Annotated in this window: 12 protein-coding genes; 6 read left to right on the top strand and 6 right to left on the bottom strand. The window is 39.3% G+C overall.

Translation table 11 applies throughout. From position 1 onward, the window contains the following. Positions 1–162 precede the first annotated feature (162 nt). From AC1DU2_RS17315 to dinB, 4 genes are all read right to left on the bottom strand, one after another. The gene (locus AC1DU2_RS17315) at positions 163–2,694 is read right to left on the bottom strand and encodes a UvrD-helicase domain-containing protein (RefSeq protein WP_477385503.1); all 2,532 of its coding nucleotides are present in this window, start codon (positions 2,692–2,694) and stop codon (positions 163–165) included. Positions 2,695–2,917: 223 nt separating this feature from the next. Further along, the gene (locus AC1DU2_RS17310; RefSeq protein WP_477385501.1) at positions 2,918–3,154 is read right to left on the bottom strand and encodes a hypothetical protein; all 237 of its coding nucleotides are present in this window, start codon (positions 3,152–3,154) and stop codon (positions 2,918–2,920) included. 10 nt (positions 3,155–3,164) lie between these two features. Further along, positions 3,165–6,107: a DNA polymerase III subunit alpha gene (gene dnaE / locus AC1DU2_RS17305; protein WP_477385499.1), complete on the bottom strand. Its 2,943-nt coding sequence runs from the start codon at positions 6,105–6,107 to the stop codon at positions 3,165–3,167. A 6-nt stretch (positions 6,108–6,113) separates the two neighbouring features. Further along, positions 6,114–7,271 (bottom strand): DNA polymerase IV, encoded by a 1,158-nt coding sequence (gene dinB, locus AC1DU2_RS17300; RefSeq protein WP_477385497.1) that lies wholly within the window; start codon positions 7,269–7,271, stop codon positions 6,114–6,116. Between the two features lie 145 nt (positions 7,272–7,416). On the opposite strand from dinB, the gene AC1DU2_RS17295 reads away from it, so the two are divergent. The 4 genes from AC1DU2_RS17295 (at position 7,417) to AC1DU2_RS17280 (ending at position 10,984) form a co-directional block, all read left to right on the top strand. Continuing rightward, positions 7,417–7,905 carry a hypothetical protein gene (locus tag AC1DU2_RS17295; protein ID WP_477385495.1) on the top strand — a complete coding sequence of 163 codons (489 nt, stop codon included), beginning with the start codon at positions 7,417–7,419 and terminating at the stop codon, positions 7,903–7,905. Positions 7,906–8,070: 165 nt separating this feature from the next. Then, positions 8,071–9,189, top strand: coding sequence for a three-Cys-motif partner protein TcmP (gene tcmP, locus AC1DU2_RS17290; protein WP_477385493.1), 1,119 nt, complete (start codon positions 8,071–8,073; stop codon positions 9,187–9,189). 72 nt (positions 9,190–9,261) lie between these two features. Continuing rightward, a complete protein-coding gene (locus AC1DU2_RS17285; protein WP_477385491.1) occupies positions 9,262–10,032 on the top strand; it encodes a DUF5131 family protein in 771 nt (256 codons plus the stop codon). A gap of 4 nt (positions 10,033–10,036) precedes the next feature. Then, positions 10,037–10,984, top strand: a complete 948-nt coding sequence (locus tag AC1DU2_RS17280) for a hypothetical protein (RefSeq protein WP_477385489.1) — start codon at positions 10,037–10,039, stop codon at positions 10,982–10,984. 41 nt (positions 10,985–11,025) lie between these two features. Here AC1DU2_RS17280 and AC1DU2_RS17275 read toward each other — a convergent pair whose 3' ends face one another. Beyond that, positions 11,026–13,416: a hypothetical protein gene (locus AC1DU2_RS17275; RefSeq protein WP_477385487.1), complete on the bottom strand. Its 2,391-nt coding sequence runs from the start codon at positions 13,414–13,416 to the stop codon at positions 11,026–11,028. Next, positions 13,413–14,597: a hypothetical protein gene (locus tag AC1DU2_RS17270; protein WP_477385485.1), complete on the bottom strand. Its 1,185-nt coding sequence runs from the start codon at positions 14,595–14,597 to the stop codon at positions 13,413–13,415. Before AC1DU2_RS17270 ends, AC1DU2_RS17275 begins: the two co-directional genes overlap by 4 nt. Positions 14,598–14,840: 243 nt before the next feature. On the opposite strand from AC1DU2_RS17270, the gene AC1DU2_RS17265 reads away from it, so the two are divergent. Together AC1DU2_RS17265 and AC1DU2_RS17260 are read left to right on the top strand one after the other, a co-directional pair. Continuing rightward, positions 14,841–15,644 carry an SOS response-associated peptidase gene (locus AC1DU2_RS17265; RefSeq protein ID WP_477385483.1) on the top strand — a complete coding sequence of 268 codons (804 nt, stop codon included), beginning with the start codon at positions 14,841–14,843 and terminating at the stop codon, positions 15,642–15,644. Positions 15,645–15,707: 63 nt separating this feature from the next. Then, positions 15,708–16,791: hypothetical protein (locus tag AC1DU2_RS17260; protein WP_477385481.1), on the top strand; the 1,084-nt coding region annotated here is incomplete at its 3' end.

Genomic DNA, 16,791 nt, shown 5'->3' with positions numbered 1-16,791 from the left:
ACGAACCCATATTATACTCAAATTACCTTAAAACTGAATATTATGACAGATCCGATTATTAAGGTGAACTGGCATCGAATTGAAACTCATGTTGATAAATAACCATCTAAAACTGACATGAGGGACTTTGGATAGATAAAATTACCTTCTCCAGATGCTCATCTAAGAAATAACAACGCTGCTTAAAGCAACTTTCCCTGTGCATTTCGGGTAGTGAAGGCAACCATAAAATTCGCTGTGAGGTCCAGTACGTTTAATCATTGGCCCGTCGCATTCAGGGCATTTGATTGCAGCCTGATTTGTCGTATTATTAGCCAGAAGCAATTCCGTTATAAATTTACTCGGCTGGTTCTCGTTGTAAATCAAGTAATTCTGATACCGCGCTCTTGTTATGGCCACGTAAAAGACTCGTCGTTCTTCTGCATTTTCAAAATCATCTCCTTCCTGAAGTAAATAGTTAAGCATAGGGTCATCTGCCATTTCTGAAGGAAATCCAAGTATACCGGAATCAAGATCCAGTAGTATAGCGTAATCACAAGTCATGCCTTTTACGCCATGAGCGGTAAAGAATTTAATGCTAAGCTTAGGATACTGATTTTGCAGATAGCGCATGTCCCTGGGGGCATTAAGTTTGTACCGGCCTATCATAAAAACACTGGCGTTGGGTTTCTGGGCGTTTATCTTTCCTAATATTTCTGAAAGGTGCTGCGTTCTGTGCCGTAGATAATGTTCCCGTCCGCCTGCCCCTGTGATTTTAATGAATTCAAAACTCATATGTCCCTCCGGAGTCGGCTGGTGAGCCGTTAATTGCTTTGAGATCTGGGACGGATTTTTCTGTACAAATGCGCTGCTTACATTTAGTATTTGATCATTAAAGCGATAGGTTTTCAAAACAGCCGTCTGGCTCGTTACCCCGAATTGTTTTTCAAACTGAGTAATAATTGATAAATCACTTCCGGTAAAACGGAAGATGGATTGCCAGTCGTCACCGACTGCATAAAGTTTAACACCGGGATTTTGTACGCGGATAGCCTTGAGTAACTCATAACGTCCGAGAGACATATCCTGGAACTCATCTACCAGGATATATTTATAGGGCTTATTGAACGCTCCGTTTCTGAAATGCCGGGCTGCATGATTAATCATATCGTTAAAATCCACCGCTGGTATCCCTTTCAAATGTTTATCGTAAGCATGGAAAAGTGGCCCGATCACATCCAGGAATACACGAAAGCGTTTATCGCCTTTCTTAGGCAGTAATTCGTCCGGTAATTTGCCACAAGATTTCATTAAACCAAGAAATACGTGAATCAGGTTTATGAAATCTTCATAATCAGCCGATTTTTTGATGAGTTCCAATATATCCTCGGGGCTACGCTCACGCATTTCCACTCCTTCGGCAAGCAGTCTTTCTTTTAAGTTACGAATCAGGTTACCTTCGGATGCTTCGTAAGCATACGATTTTAGTAATCGGGTTTTGTATTTCTCGTGAATCCCATCCTTCCAAGCCATACCTGCATGATAGTATTCACGTGCAGTCTTATATGGAGGCCTGGTAGTGAAACTTTTTGCCACATCACCATTTCTGGCGATTCCGTAATGTTCATGCCAAATCTGGTAGTCTGCCAGATAAAAGTCGGGTTGATAGACACCAAAGGTTGGGTTCCGATCCTCACCTTCGAGCGGGTAATGCCGTTCATACTCATAATTGATGTTAAAAAGGCAAAAGAAATTGGCAATTTCCATTTCCTGTTGGCTTTTTACCTTTTTGCCATCCAGCGTAATATTTTTAAAGCCCTGTTCGTAAATCAGGTAATCATTCCTTGTCCCAAATTCCGATTCGTCTTTAGGAGGCCGATTAAAGAAAGAAAGGTAATTGATCGCCTTTCGCTGAAAGGACAGATCATTGATGAACAATTCATCAAATTTCTCCTGCAAAAAGGATTTCGCTTTATCACTGTCATCAAAGGCCAGGCGTATTTCCTGATCAGAACAAGTGCGGCAAACTAAAAAGCCAAAACTGTTAAATGTGCGTACTTCTAAATTATCTGCTCCTGATAAATTCTTGCAAAATTCCCTGCACCGTTCCCGCATTTCCAGGGCAGCATTATTGGTAAAAGAGATTATTAATAATTCATCGGGGGTAGCAATTTTCTTTTCCAGTAAGTAGGCGACTTTTCCTGAAATTGTCGTTGTCTTTCCGGTGCCTGCTCCGGCAAGCACAAGGTTGTTGTCCTCGTCCCGGATGATTGCTTCAGTTTGATCGGGTGATAAAGGGTAAGCTTCAAGGCCGGCAAAAAAGGTGGCATATTTTGCTTGTTCAAACTTTACAAATTCATTGTTATAATCCTTCCGCTTGGCGGCGCATAAATCAAAGTTATTACAGAATAATTTTAATACTTCAATTTCTGCGTCGGCTAAACCCATCCTATCAAAGTCCGAAACAATCGCTTCACGAGTTACACGGTAACTATTTAAGAATGCCTTTTCATCTGCGTTGGCGAAATACCTTTCAAAACCGGTTAACTTAGGAAAAAGGGTATTAGCTTTTCTGACCTTAAAGATAATATCCGGCAAAGCTCGTTTAAAAGCTTTTTTTCTGCGCCAATCTTTAACCAGGTACCAGATCCCAATGATGGAGATCAATAGCAATATAAAACGTATAAAATCAAAAGAGGCTTTCCTGTTGGACATCGCAATTTTAGGTCAAGGATGCTGAAAGTTCCGTATAAAATTGGAAAATAACAAGTGGGCCGCAATTCTAAAATGATGAGTATAGGAGTCGATATAATACTTAACGATTTGGAATAGAGAGATAAAAAACAATTATGATAATTAAATTTTGGACATAAGAGGGTCATCTATTGTTGGAATAGAATAAGATTTGCCGGACCCAACCTATTTGCGCGGCTTAAAATCAAAACATAGTTTGCATTTTAAATTGTGTGCCTATTGCTTGAAGATCCTGATCGGTAAAATAGGACACTCCCAAATGTTTAAATATGCTATTCTTTTGTAATGATATATACCCTCTAAAGCATCCTCCTTCGGTAATCATAAAACATGGCCCAACTTCGCCTGGCATCGCTTTTTTATCTAATTGCAGTTCTACCTCCCGGCCAGAAACTAAACATTTTAAATTTATTCTATCCATCTTATTGTGATTAAGAAATTACAGGATTGGGCAAAATGGGCAGCTTGGCAAATTTGAGTACCTCAAGACTGGCAAAGCCGAACTCCGCAACAACCTTACCGAGGATCAAATAGCACCCTGCGCCACGGAATGGGTAAATTGGTGTATTGTTAGGAAAATGTACCGTGTCAAAGGTATTCCCCTCCACATCCAAAAAATTGCCGAACCACATTTTCTGATTGTTTTTGGTTTGAACGGTTTTCTCGCATACATACTGCCCGACCATCCGAACGATCTGCCCGACATGATTGCTCAGGTCGTTAGTGCAAATTTCACCGCGGTAATCTGTTTGCAACAAATCGAACATGGTCATACTTAATGGAAAACCCAGTAGTTCCAGTTCATGATAGGCGTTCTCCAGAGTGGTATTGACCAGCACAGGCAAGGAATAGTTTTTTACTTCCATACAAAACAATTCTGCGTTATTGTTGGGTTTTGTCCTGGCTCCCAATAAAAGATGTATGTCCCATAACAATTCCTTTTTACTTTTTCCTGTGAACCGCAGCGCACCTACGCGGATAAGCGTGATGCCGTTCTCCAAACCTATAGCGGTTCTTTTGATAAAATCTTCCAGGCTTTGGTACGGCCCGTTTCGCCTGCGTTCCTCCGGGATCAGTTCAATGAATGTCTCATTTAAACCGTGGATACCTACAAAGCCGAGGTAAACATCCACTCCGATAATGTTGACAATACTATCGCTGTTATTTACGCACGGCAGATGTACGATCCCTCCAGAACGCTGTAATTCCTGCACATATAGCGCCCGGTCATAAAATCCCCCGTAATTATTTAATACCGCGACCATGAATTCCCGCGGAAAATAGGTTTTCAAATAGAGGCTTTGGTAGCTTTCTACCGCGAAGCTTGCAGAATGTGCTTTGGAGAAACTGTAACCTGCAAAAGATGATACCTGTCGCCATACTTCTTTAACGATATCTTCCGGCCGGCCTAAAGCAATTGCTTCCTGATGAAATCGCTCAACGAGCCTGTCAAATTCTTTTTTAGACCTGTATTTGCCACTCATTCCCCGCCTTAAAATATCGGCATCCGTCCCATCCATCCCTGCAAAATGGATACAAACTTTGATCACATCTTCCTGGTAAACCATAACGCCGTAAGTTTCCTTTAATATTTCTTCCATCACTGGGTGAAGGTATTTCACGGTATCAGGGGCGTGGTGGTATTTGATATAGGTTCCCATCATTCCCGAACTGGCCACACCCGGTCGGATGATAGAACTGGCCGCGACCAGCACCAGGTAATTATCGCAACCCAGTTTCCGGTTGAGCTGGATCATCGCAGGTGACTCGATATAAAAGCACCCCTTGGTATTCCCGATCTTTAAATTGGCATTTAGTGCCGGGTCTTTCATAAAGTTTTTGACCTGGTGTATATCGATCTTGCGCTGCTGGTTTTCTTCGACCAGCTTGACAGCCATTTTGATATGCCCTATACCACGCTGGCTCAGGATATCATATTTATCGAAACCGATCTTTTCGGCTTCATACATATCCCATTGTACGGTTGCCATCCCTTTTGGCGGTAGGTCAAGCGCGGTATAGTATGTGATCGGCTCTTCGGTAATCAGCACACCACCGGCATGAATAGAGCGTTGATTGGGCATATTGGCCATCCGCTCATAGATAGCCGTGATCTTTCTGAAGGCATCGTTGTTTCGGTTAAAAGCCAGACGCGTGGTGTCTGTAAATCCGTCGATCTCAGATTTAGGTAAACCTATCACCTTGCCGATTTCGCGGATAATGCTGCGATCCTTAAAAGTGGACATGGTACCAAGTAATGCGGTATGCTGGCTGCCGTAACGCTTAAAAATATAATCCTGCACATCTTCCCGCTCATCCCAGGAGTAATCAATATCGAAGTCGGGCGGTGATGTTCGCTGCGCGTTCAGGAACCGTTCAAAATACAAGTCCAGTTCAATAGGGTCAACATCCGTTATTTTGAGACAATAGGCCACGATGCTATTGGCCCCGGAACCCCGGCCCACATGATAATAGCCCTGCGAGCTGGAGTAGCGGATAATATCCCAGGTGATAAGGAAATAAGCACAGAAGTCGAGTTCGTAAATAACCTTCAGTTCATGTTTGACCCTGCGCAGCGCTTCTTTGTTCGATTTGCCATAACGGTATTCCATACCGCTTAGCGCCAGTTTTTGCAAAAGCTCCTGGTCATTTTTCTTGTTACCAGTAAAGGTCCTGCGGTTTAAATTAACCCTGCCTTTGGGATAATTCATCACACAGCCGTTCATCAGGTTCCGGGTATTGTCCAGTATAAAGGCATACCGTGAAAATTTAGCTTCTAATTGGCCCGGTGCCAAAAACTTATCAGTCGGCGCGCATTTATCTTCAGCGGTAACCTCTGTCAGTACCACGTTCAAATCGATACCCCGCAGGTATTCATGTAACCTGTATTCAATTTTGTCGGCGATAAAGACAGGCTGTAAAGCCAGGAGTTTTTCCCGGATGCCGCTGAGGTCTTTGTTAAATAAACTATTGAGCTGATCATACCGGATGCCCAGATATTCGTTTTCCTTCAGTGGCTCCTGATGACCATAGGGATAAACAATATAAGCGTTTACAAATGCCGGCGCGAGATCAGGTAAGGGTTTTTGTTCCAGGTTATGTTCCGACAGGAAATCATTTAGCTCCTTCATACCTTCTTTATTTCGGGCGATGCCAAAGTAAATGAAGCGTTTATCCCGCCTGAATTCCAACCCCGCGACGGGCTTAATGCCTTTCTCGTCGCACTCCCGCATAAATTCCATGATGCCGGTGGAGTTATTAATATCGGTCAACGCCATTTGGGTCACACCACAGGCAATAGCTTCCTCCACCAGTGCCGGGATCGACATGGTACCATAGCGGAGGCTGTACTGGGAGTGAACGTTCAGATACATGGCTACTTAAAGGTTAAGATTGATACCTGAAGCCAGTTTAATGGAGTCCGGGCCGAAGCGCCTGCGGATTTTATCCATCGCCTGGCAGAGGCTATATTGTTCCTCGGATTCCGAATAAAGGTCAATCTGCTCAAAACCATTCACCAGATTAGATAAGCGAACGCCAACCAGACGGATTAGTAGTCTTTTTTGATAAGCCTGTTTAAATAGCTCTTTTACTTTTTTGATAAGCGGGCCATCCAACGATGTATATGGGATGGTTGCTTGCTTGGTTACATCCTCTCGCGTAGAGTACCGGACGGTCACCGTCAAGCAAGCGGTTTGCTTTTTTTTCTGACGTAATTCGAAGGCCAGCTCCATCACCATAGAGGTCAGGAGATAATTGATGGACACCAAATCAATACTGTCATTTTTGAAAGTCGTTTGCGTGCCGATGGATTTTTGTTCCTGATAAGGAATGATCGGAGAATCGTCAATGCCTTTTGCTTTTTGCAACAACCAAATGCCATTCTTACCGAGTATGCTATTCATATATTCAGGATGTACCTGTGAAAGCTCATAGATACGTTTGATACCCATGTCGCTCAACTTAATAAAGGTCTTTTCACCTAACCCTGGGATTTTACGGATAGATAATGGATTTAAGAATGGCCGAACAACCGACTTTTCGATATTCAGTTCACCGTTCGGCTTACATTCATTCGTAGCCATTTTGGAGACAGTCTTGTTGACTGAAAGACCGAAAGAGATAGGCAAGGCTGTTTCTTTCATCACTTTTGCGCGTAGTTCTTTGGCATACCGGAGTGTGCCGAAATGCCTGTCCATGCCGGTCATATCGATATAATGTTCATCGATACTGGCTTTTTCAATCAGCGGCACATTTTCTTTTAGTATTTCCGTGATTTCGTGTGAGGCTTTTGAATATTCATCCATGTTTCCCCGTATCCAAATTCCGTGCGGACAAAGCATCCGCGCCATCCGGGCAGGCATAGCCGAATGGATACCAAATTTCCGAGCTTCGTAGCTGCAAGATGCCACCACACCACGATCTGACAGACTACCAATGATCACCGGTTTACCTATCAGCTCTGGATTTTTACGGACTTCTACTGATACAAAAAATGCATCCTGGTCCATGTGGATGATTTGGCGGTCTGTGCTCATTATGCCTTGAAAAATATTTAGTAAACCATCAATTTAAATCACATCAAGATTTTGCTTTTATTCGCTTCGAAAACGGACAACAAAACTAATACTAAAAATATTAGCATTTTGTTTATATTTGAAAATATTTTTAAAGCTGGGCTAAATGACTGATAGCTTGTTTTATAACCCTTTTCTGCGTATAAAAGAAGATACCCTCCGAAAGCTGATGGGTGCAAGCAAACCTTATGTGGTCATCCAGCGCTTTCAATGGCCCGGCCAACCACTGCAAAAAACCTTTTTACTGTCTGCTTATGCAGATGAGCAGGAAGCACGTTACCATGAACAGGAATTAGCACCTAAAGAAGGGAAAGCGCAAAATTTGCTGGATTTGAGCCAATATCAGACGGTTGTAAACCTTTTGAAAAACGAATCCGGCATTTCGGTTTTCTTTAATGGCACCCTGGACACTCGCCATGAAAAAAGATTACAGAAGGCGTATGCGAAAGCCGTTTCTGCGTATATTTATGCAATCCGTATGAAAAAGGAGGATCACTACGATGTGCGTATCTTTGTTGAATACGGCCGGCTAAAGGCGGAGATCACATCAGGTGATCAAAGCCATACGGCTCTTTTTTATAACATGGTCAAATAAGGATACTTCTGTAGTCTAGGTGGAGAGTTCAAAACTTGTAAGCCCTTCAACAGTTTTAATATTGTCATTTATAATTGTTTATCAACGGAATTACATAGCTTTATAAAGCTATCGTAACCAACTGGAATAAATTCCTTAACCTTATACAAATTCGCAGAAAAACCAATGGCAGCGAAAAATCTTCATAGTAAGCCTTTTGACGAAGAAACCATATTCAAACTTGAAATATTTGAAAATTATGCCCAAGAATGGTTACCAACATTTATAATGCAAGGCATCCCACATCTTTATATATTTGATTTCTTTGCAGGAACCGGATATGATGTGGCCGGCATACCAGGTAGCCCAATTAGAATATTAAATAAAATCAAAGAACAACGTGGTCACATATTTCAAAAAAGCGTTCATATTACCTTGTTTTTGAATGAGTTTGAGCCCGTAAAAAAGGTGCAGGAAAAATTTGAGCTGCTCAAAGCTGCATGCCAGACTTTTGAAAATGAGAACCCCGGTCTAAAAAGCGCAGTCGAGATAAAATTATACAATGAAGACTTTGAAACACTGTTCCCCAAATTGTTACCTGAGATAAAAAAAGCTCCGTCATTGGTTTTTCTGGATCAAAATGGAATTAAGTTCACTTCGGAAAAATATTTTCTCGAATTAGAAAAAACGTTTCAGACAGATTTTTTATATTTTATATCATCCTCTTATTTTTGGCGGTTTGGAAAAAAGAGAGAATTTACCATGCACTTGGAAATTGACATGGAAGAGGCAAAAAAAGATCAATATAAATTTATACATCGTAACGTAATTGCCCAAATCAGGAAAAAGCTTCCAATCAATACCAAATTAAAACTATATCCTTTTTCCCTTAAACGTGACCAAAATATCCATGGAATAATATTTGGAGCTTCACATCCCAGAGCTGTAGATAAATTTCTTAGAGTTGCTTGGGAAAAAAACACAACTAATGGTCAGGCAAATTTTGATATTGACGATGATGCCTCGAAAGATCAACTGGAATTTTTCGCACCTAAAAGAAAAAAACGGATTGAAGCTTTTCAGGAATTAGTCTGTGACAAAATATTGAGCAAGCAAATAGTTAACAATAAACAGTTATATGATTTCACCTTGGAAGAAGGTCATATTAGCAGCCATTCCTCAGATGCTCTGAAAGGACTGAAGAAAGACAAACAAATAACCTTTGACAGCCCATCGCCATTAGCCAATTATGTCAATGTATATCAAAAATCACGTATTTTAAATTACATAGTCCTAAGCAAATAAGTTATATATCTTTGTTATATTATGCTAATTTTGTTAGCTTTTAATTTTTAGCCTAATTTTTAGCACTTAAGTATGGCACAATCAAACATAGAATGGACCGAGTTGACCTGGAATCCGGTCACTGGCTGCAACAAGATAAGTCCTGGTTGTAAGTATTGCTATGCAGAAGTTATGTCTAAAAGACTTAAAGCAATGGGCATCGAAAAATATAAAGAGGGCTTTAATATTCGAACTCATCCAGACTCACTGAATATTCCGTTTACTTGGAAAAAACCTAAAGTGGTATTTGTGAACTCAATGAGCGACCTTTTTCATCCGGATGTACCGGTAGAATTTATTAAGGCGGTATTTCTGGTGATGAACCAAACCCAAAAACACACCTATCAAATATTAACAAAACGTTCAGACAGGCTTTTAGAATTATCCGATCAGCTTAGTTGGACACCTAATATTTGGATGGGAGTTTCTGTAGAATCAGACGATTACACTTTTAGAATTCAGGATTTAACATCAACCGGTGCGTATATAAAGTTTGTTTCAATTGAACCTTTAATTGGCGCTATTAAATTTTTAAACATAAATAAAATTGACTGGGTAATCGTAGGTGGAGAATCAGGGCATAAAGCGCGGCCGATAAAAAAAATATGGATTGAATCTATTCAAAAGGTATGTTTAGAAACGCAAACACCATTTTTTTTCAAACAATGGGGCAAACCTAAATTTAATGTCAATCAAAATGACCCTACCATAAGTCCCCAACATCCTCAACACGCGAAAGGTGGTTGTGAATTAAACGGGCAGATTTTCAGGCAACTGCCTCAAAAGTTATCATTAGTGTCGTAAAGGCTTGAGCAATATTTGGAACAACCCAACTGTGACAGCCGGTAGTTTATTTGATATAATTAACCGCCAGGTCAATAATTATTGCGACGCATATAAAGCTGAAATTTCTAATCTGCGATCTTCAAAAACTTTATTTTGTTTTTCTGATTATAGTGGCGAAGAAGCCGAAGCAGACTATGCCATGTACTCTTTCATTATTATTAGCGGCGAACAACTTCAGGAGTGGGATGGCAAGAGAAAGAAGCTAAGAAGCGAAATTTTAGCAGATGGCCGTCGGGTTTCATTTAAAAACTATAGAGATAAGCTAAGTGCCAATTACATAAAAAAGTATTTGGGGTTGGCAGATGAACTGCATGGTTTTCTTTTTACTTTCGCATTTGATAAAAGTATCAAATCAATATTTGCTTCACAAGCACCGCGTAACGACACACTTGGGCTTGGAGTTAATTCTCAAAATTGGACTCCAGATACAAAAGAAAAGACATTCAGAATTTTACATTTAATTGGCTTTTGTATCGCTGGCTTATCAAATGAATTACAAAACGTTTTCTGGATAACGGATGATGATAAAATCACGCCAAACGCTGAAAGATTGGGGGATCTGACAAAACTCTTTGGAAGCGTACTTTCTCAATATATACCGCACGATATGGGACATATTCGTGTTGGCACCACTAAGTCGGATGATGGGACGCTTTTAATAGAAGATCTATGCGCTATACCAGATTTAGCAGCAGGTGCTTTTTCGGACAAACTGAAAACCATGAAAACTCAACCAGGAATAAAAGATTTCTTTTGGATGCACTCGCCGGATTTTAAAACAAAAACAGCTGATCTGATATGGTGGTTATCTACAGCAAATGAAAACTTAACTAAAATTTGTTTCAAATTAGACGCAAATTCAACAAGCGGAGTGGATGTTAAATTTTACCATTTTAAAAATAGAGAATGACGTAAATCGATATTCCGTTTTCAAAAAAAAATTAAAGGGCATTATTCTGCGACGTATTGTTTTTCTCTAAAATCTGCATATTCTTCTGTTACATTTTTTCCTGCTAATACTTTTTCTTTTATAAAACCGATTAGCCCTTTTAAAATCGAATCTTTATTGAGATAAGTTTTTTGGTCTTGCAGTAGCATGATACAGTCTATTAATATACTTTCTTTTAGCCTTAGCTTTTTTATAGCAATAGCATAAAAAAATTCATTTAGTCCCTCTGAGTGGCTGTCACCAAAATGAATGATCATATCACCCAATACCCTTTTCATTTGAGCGCCCATTTCATCATTTAGGTCATATCTTAACTCATCATTTGTTGCCGCTCTCAAAAAGCAAGCTTGTATTATTCCATCATTATATCTAATGAAGTTTCCGGGATCTAACACGTTTCTGACATATTCGCTTTGATCTAATCTACCCTGAATTCGTAATTCGTTTATTATGCAAGAAATAATAAAGTAAATCTCAGATTGAGTTGACCTAGAGGTAAAATATTGATAGCTGGGCGCGAATGCAAATCCTTTACGAATTTCTAATATCTTATCATTAACGGTCGAAGGGAAAAAAAGATTATTAATTAGCCCCCTGTACAAACCACTTTCGTTCAAAAGCCGCACTCTCTGGCGACAATACTCTAACGTTTTGGAAAACTCGTCATCTTTTGAATCACAAAATTGTTCGATTTCCTTAATAAAATCTAATTCCGCATGCCAAGAAGTCTCATAGGCCTGATCGGTGCAGAACATTTTTTCTACGTTTATTATACGATTTGTCCCCTTGCCAAACTCTCCTAAACCCAAATTAGACTCTAAAAAGTCAAAATGCTTCGGGTTTTGTGTACGGTTTACAAACGTAAAAAACATACGTTGGTAGGTGGTTTCAAACTCTCTTAATGCTCTGCTCAAGAATAATAGGTTCCTGCCAGAGACTATTGAGGAACTTATTACAGCAATGGTGCCTTTCTGCGTTTTATCAATTTTTGTCAAATCATAATCTTTGATTATATTATCGTTGTTAAAAGCTAGCCCGTTTTGATTTAATATTTCAGAAATAATTTCGGCAAGCGTAGTTGAAGCCTTGTCCGACAAAACAATCATATATTTTATAGAGGCGGGTACATTTTGTAAAACATACTTTTCTAGCTTATCAAATATTTTTGTGAATAATGCTTTATCCGTGTTTCTATTCTTCCATTCATCAAGCATTTGGGCCACATCAATATAGACATCATATTTTTTATCCTCTCCGTCGTCTTTAAAATAACACTTCAGTATAGAGTTTTTAGACTTTGGCGGCTTCTCAAAGAATGGACTCATCTTACTTAAGAATGCCGGAGCGTCAGGTTTTGAAACCAATTGTCCAACTACATTTGGTTTTTCAAGTAAGAACACATCCCCTTGGACTTCAATTGGTTTCGAACTATCCTTACAAAGATCACATTGTACACCTTTCAAGGGGTTAAAGCTTTTAAACTCAGCTAAGCCTTCTGGATTTTTTATCTTGTCGAATGACAGATCGCATATCACCTGTCCACTAAAACTATCTTCAACGCTTAGCCCGTAAATAATAGCGATATTTTCAAGCTCAATATTTCGTCTCTTATCGTCTATCATTCTTCTGATAATACTACCAGATGTGCTGCTTGAAATTAAAAACAAGCTACCTCGTTCAGAAGTAAATTTTGATTCTTCAAATAATTTGTAGCTCCCAAAACTCTCTACCCTCACACAGGTCGTGTAGTCATTGTCTAACTCCTTGAGAAAGGTAATGTATGAATAGGCTAAAGAGTTTATTGATGAAGTATCGCAGTAAATATTTTCAAATCTCCGCCCCTGAAATTTCTTAATTAACGCAGATACTATAAAAAGTATATCTGCGCCATGAATAAGTACGTTACCGGTCCTTAAAAATCTGTCACAATGTTTGCCGGAAGGAAAAACAAAATGGTGCGCCGACTTAGATATTATCAATCCACCATTAGCGTTAAAAATCTTCGTTAATCCGCGGTCATAGATCTCGTTGATTTGATCGACTGGTAATTCAGCACCAATAAAAGTGGTGAAAATACCGTTTTTGTCAATCGAAACAGCGGTTACATTATCATCAAATGTGTCACCATCAAAATGTGGGATATAGGAATAGATTGTCGAGGTTTTATTAAATATACTAGTAACATCTGGCCGATTAAATTCCGGGCATATAACGATAATCCTATCTGGCGGCACATTTTTATAAAAATACTCTCTTAATTGAACTTGTATGTCCTCTCTGTCGCGCTCTATGTTTTTATACGGAAAAAATAAAATTAAAGAGTTGATTTGCTTCTTACCTTGTTTGGGAATTGAAATTTCATGAATGAAACTAAAAATGTAACATTTTTTCATCTAATCTCATTTATAGGGTAAACCATAGTAATCATAGTTCCTTCCGTACTGTTCATATTAACGTACGTGCTATTTGAACTGCTTGTCCAATCATTCAAAACGACTTCTGAAAGGTTCTGAGTTTCAAGGTATGGGGCTTGAATTAAATCTCTATATAAACTAGCACGTCCGGTACGTATTTTTAGAAATCCACGCTTTTTATTTAACAACTTTAAAACGTGATCTAATCCAAATCCTTTACTGGCCCCTTTAGAAGTAACAACAGAGGTTTGGCCTTTTATTAAACATTTCTTTATTGTATTAATGTCTTCACGAATATTTAGGTCATCTTCCCATTTTGCTCCTAAAAAACGCTTGACCAAGCCCGGGCCACTATCAAATACAGATACTTCCAGCATAAAATTTTCACCTTCTTCTAATGCATTCTCGTAGTAGTTTATTAATCCTCGATGTGTTTTCGCGGCCTTGATGAAATTTCGTTTTGAACTTCTTTGAATTCTAAAATATACTCCACGCGTATTCGGAGATAGATTTACAAGGTTTAAATGGTCTTTGATGGCATGCTCATGAGTGTTTCGCATCAATTCCCATAATATAGATTGCAAGTCTTCGATAATGTCACTATTTGAGCTAACAATTTTACTTTTTAAATTGATACTGAGACACTCAAAAACCCTATAAACAGTATTATTTAAACCGGAAGGTACTTCGAAAAGCTCCTGTCCTAAAGTATAAAACCAATGTGACCATCCTTGCGATTTTGAATAATGATCGAAATTTGGGATCAATATTGCCTCGTGTGGCAAGCCTTTAAGAAAATCTATTTTATCATGGAACTGTGAAGTATAGGGCCGAAACGATTTTTTAAGAGGCTCATTTAATTGATTCTCTATCTCGGTGTTTTTCCAAATAGTCAAAAGCACCACATAACCAAAATAACTTTGCGCGAATTGGGACAGTTCATTTTGGCTATTCGAGTCAATTGGCAATATTAGCTTCCCCCGTTTTCTTCTTGTCCAAGTAAACACAACAAGTAATAACTTCGGTAATATCCCAAAACCGCGGTAGTCAATTTCTAGTGGCAACTCTAAATTGATATCGCCAGGCGCATTTACCAATTCTAAAAATATACCCTCCAAAATTTTATCATCTAATTTACCAGGTACAATTATTTTATCCATTAGAGGTTTTGGTTTCCGTTTTATTAAAAAACTAAATTACATAAAGAGTTGATAGAAACAATCTTGTTATTGCCTTATAGTAGTTAAACATTTATTCGTTGCTCCGTTAAGACTTTCATATTTTAAGAATACAATGCAGTTACCAATTTCAAATGTGACGTATATAATTCATGAAATCGTTGGTAACCAACAAACTGAAGAGTCAACAAATTGTACTATCTTCAACTAAATATAAGATCGGTTATGTGCAGAGATATCAGCTTTCATTCAGAAATTCAGATCATCACTAAAGATTTCCAAGGAATTAAACTGGCACCCAGCCTGGCTCATTACCCGGAAAAAATGGTGCATGTGACCTGCGAAATATTGCCTACTCACCCAATTGTAGTCAACCGGAAAGACCTCGTGTTGGCCAATATGAGCTGGGGCGTTGTGCCTACTTACATTGATGATCCAAGGGAACGGGAATTACAGCGCCGGAATATGGTTAATGCCAGATCGGAACGGATTATAGGAGACAAGAAATCATATTGGTATAGATTGCGTAACAATCGTTGCCTTATTCCTGCTACCGGCATTTATGAGCACCAGAAAGTCAAAGGCTTCAAAAACAAAATACCTTACCACATAAGTCTGGCCAACCGCCAGGGCTTCTATGTGCCTGCTTTATACCAGGTGAGCCAGGAGGTAGATCAGTCAACCGGAGAAATATTCAACTTCGCCAGTTTCACAATGATCACGCGTGGTGCCAACGAAAAGATGATGTGGATACACAATGACGGCGAAAACAAGCATCGGATGCCGCTGTTTCTTACCCCAGAAATGGAACACGCCTGGGTATTGGGCGATTTGAGTGACAACGATATGACTGAAATTTTCAATTACAGCATTCCATCAGATGATATCGTACATCATCCGGTATTTTCTATTCGTGGCGGCAAAGAGCAGCCTGAAGGAAAAGAACGGGACGCTTATTATGATTGGGGAGGCAAGTTGCCGGTGTATAGCAATGATTCGCCTTCAGAGGCACAAGCAAGTCTATTTTGATCTGTTTGTCGGCTATCATCTTGATATGCAGATATCGTCCGTGTTTTTTCATTTATTTACACTATGATAACAGATTTAGAAGGAAATCCTTATTTCGGGAAGATCGATAATGATATAAAAAGATCTTTAGATTGGTTTCTTTCTTATTTTAATCCTAAAGATTGGGAAAAAAGGAAGAAAGCCATAGAAAAAAAAATTGACTTTGTCTTCGATGGTCCGGATGATCAACCCTTGAGCAAGATGATAAGCCTGTCAGATAAGGTGGATACAATTGGCTGGTATCTATATTTGACGGAAAAATATTTAACAGATCGTGCACAGTACGAACCAATCCAAGGTGCACGGGTAATTCCGATTTTCAAACGCATTGGAGCCGATCTTGACTTATTGTTACAAGTTGAGGGTTTGGAAAAAAAGATGCGCTTTCTTGTGAGAGACGGGCGACCTGCCGCCGATAATATTCTATTTGAACTGCTTGTTGCCTTGTTATGGACGAAAAATGGTTGGAAGGTTAAAATTATACCGGAAGATAAAAAAAAGGGGAAATCACCAGATTTGTTTGCTGAAAAAGACAAGACCCACTATTATATCGAATGTAAACGGCTCAGCAAAAGTTCCAAATACAGTGAACTTGAACGTGAAAAATGGCTCAATTTAATTTCACCAATACGTGAGATTTTAAGGGCGCACAATGCATTGATGGAGATTACTTTTCATATTGAGTTATCGGACTTACCTGATGACTTTTTGGAAAAAAAACTCTCTCTTAAAATACCATTAGCTACGCAAGCAGGAATATTAATTGATAATGATACTTGGATTGTAAAGCTCAATTTTGTTGACGTGGGTCGTGTTAATGATCACTTATCCAGGTGGGATGTTAAATACCCATCAGAGACTTTTAAACGCCTAATCACAGGTGAAGATGTTGATTCGACCGGCTACACAATCGGTTGTTATGGGCATTTTATTAATCGCGGTTCAGGAACCGGAAACGGGCAGTACATTGATTACGTCAAACAAGTATATGGGGTTAAGTGGGGATGTGATGCAGAAGAAGCTATAGGAATGAAGGCACGCGATATAAAAAGACACCTCATTGAAGCCTGTGAACAAATACCCGATGGTGATAATGGTGCTATACACG

The organism is Mucilaginibacter sp. P4_C11 (genome assembly GCF_056402115.1).
Note: the sequence above shows the minus strand (reverse complement) of the source record. Positions and strands in the feature narration are given on the sequence as shown.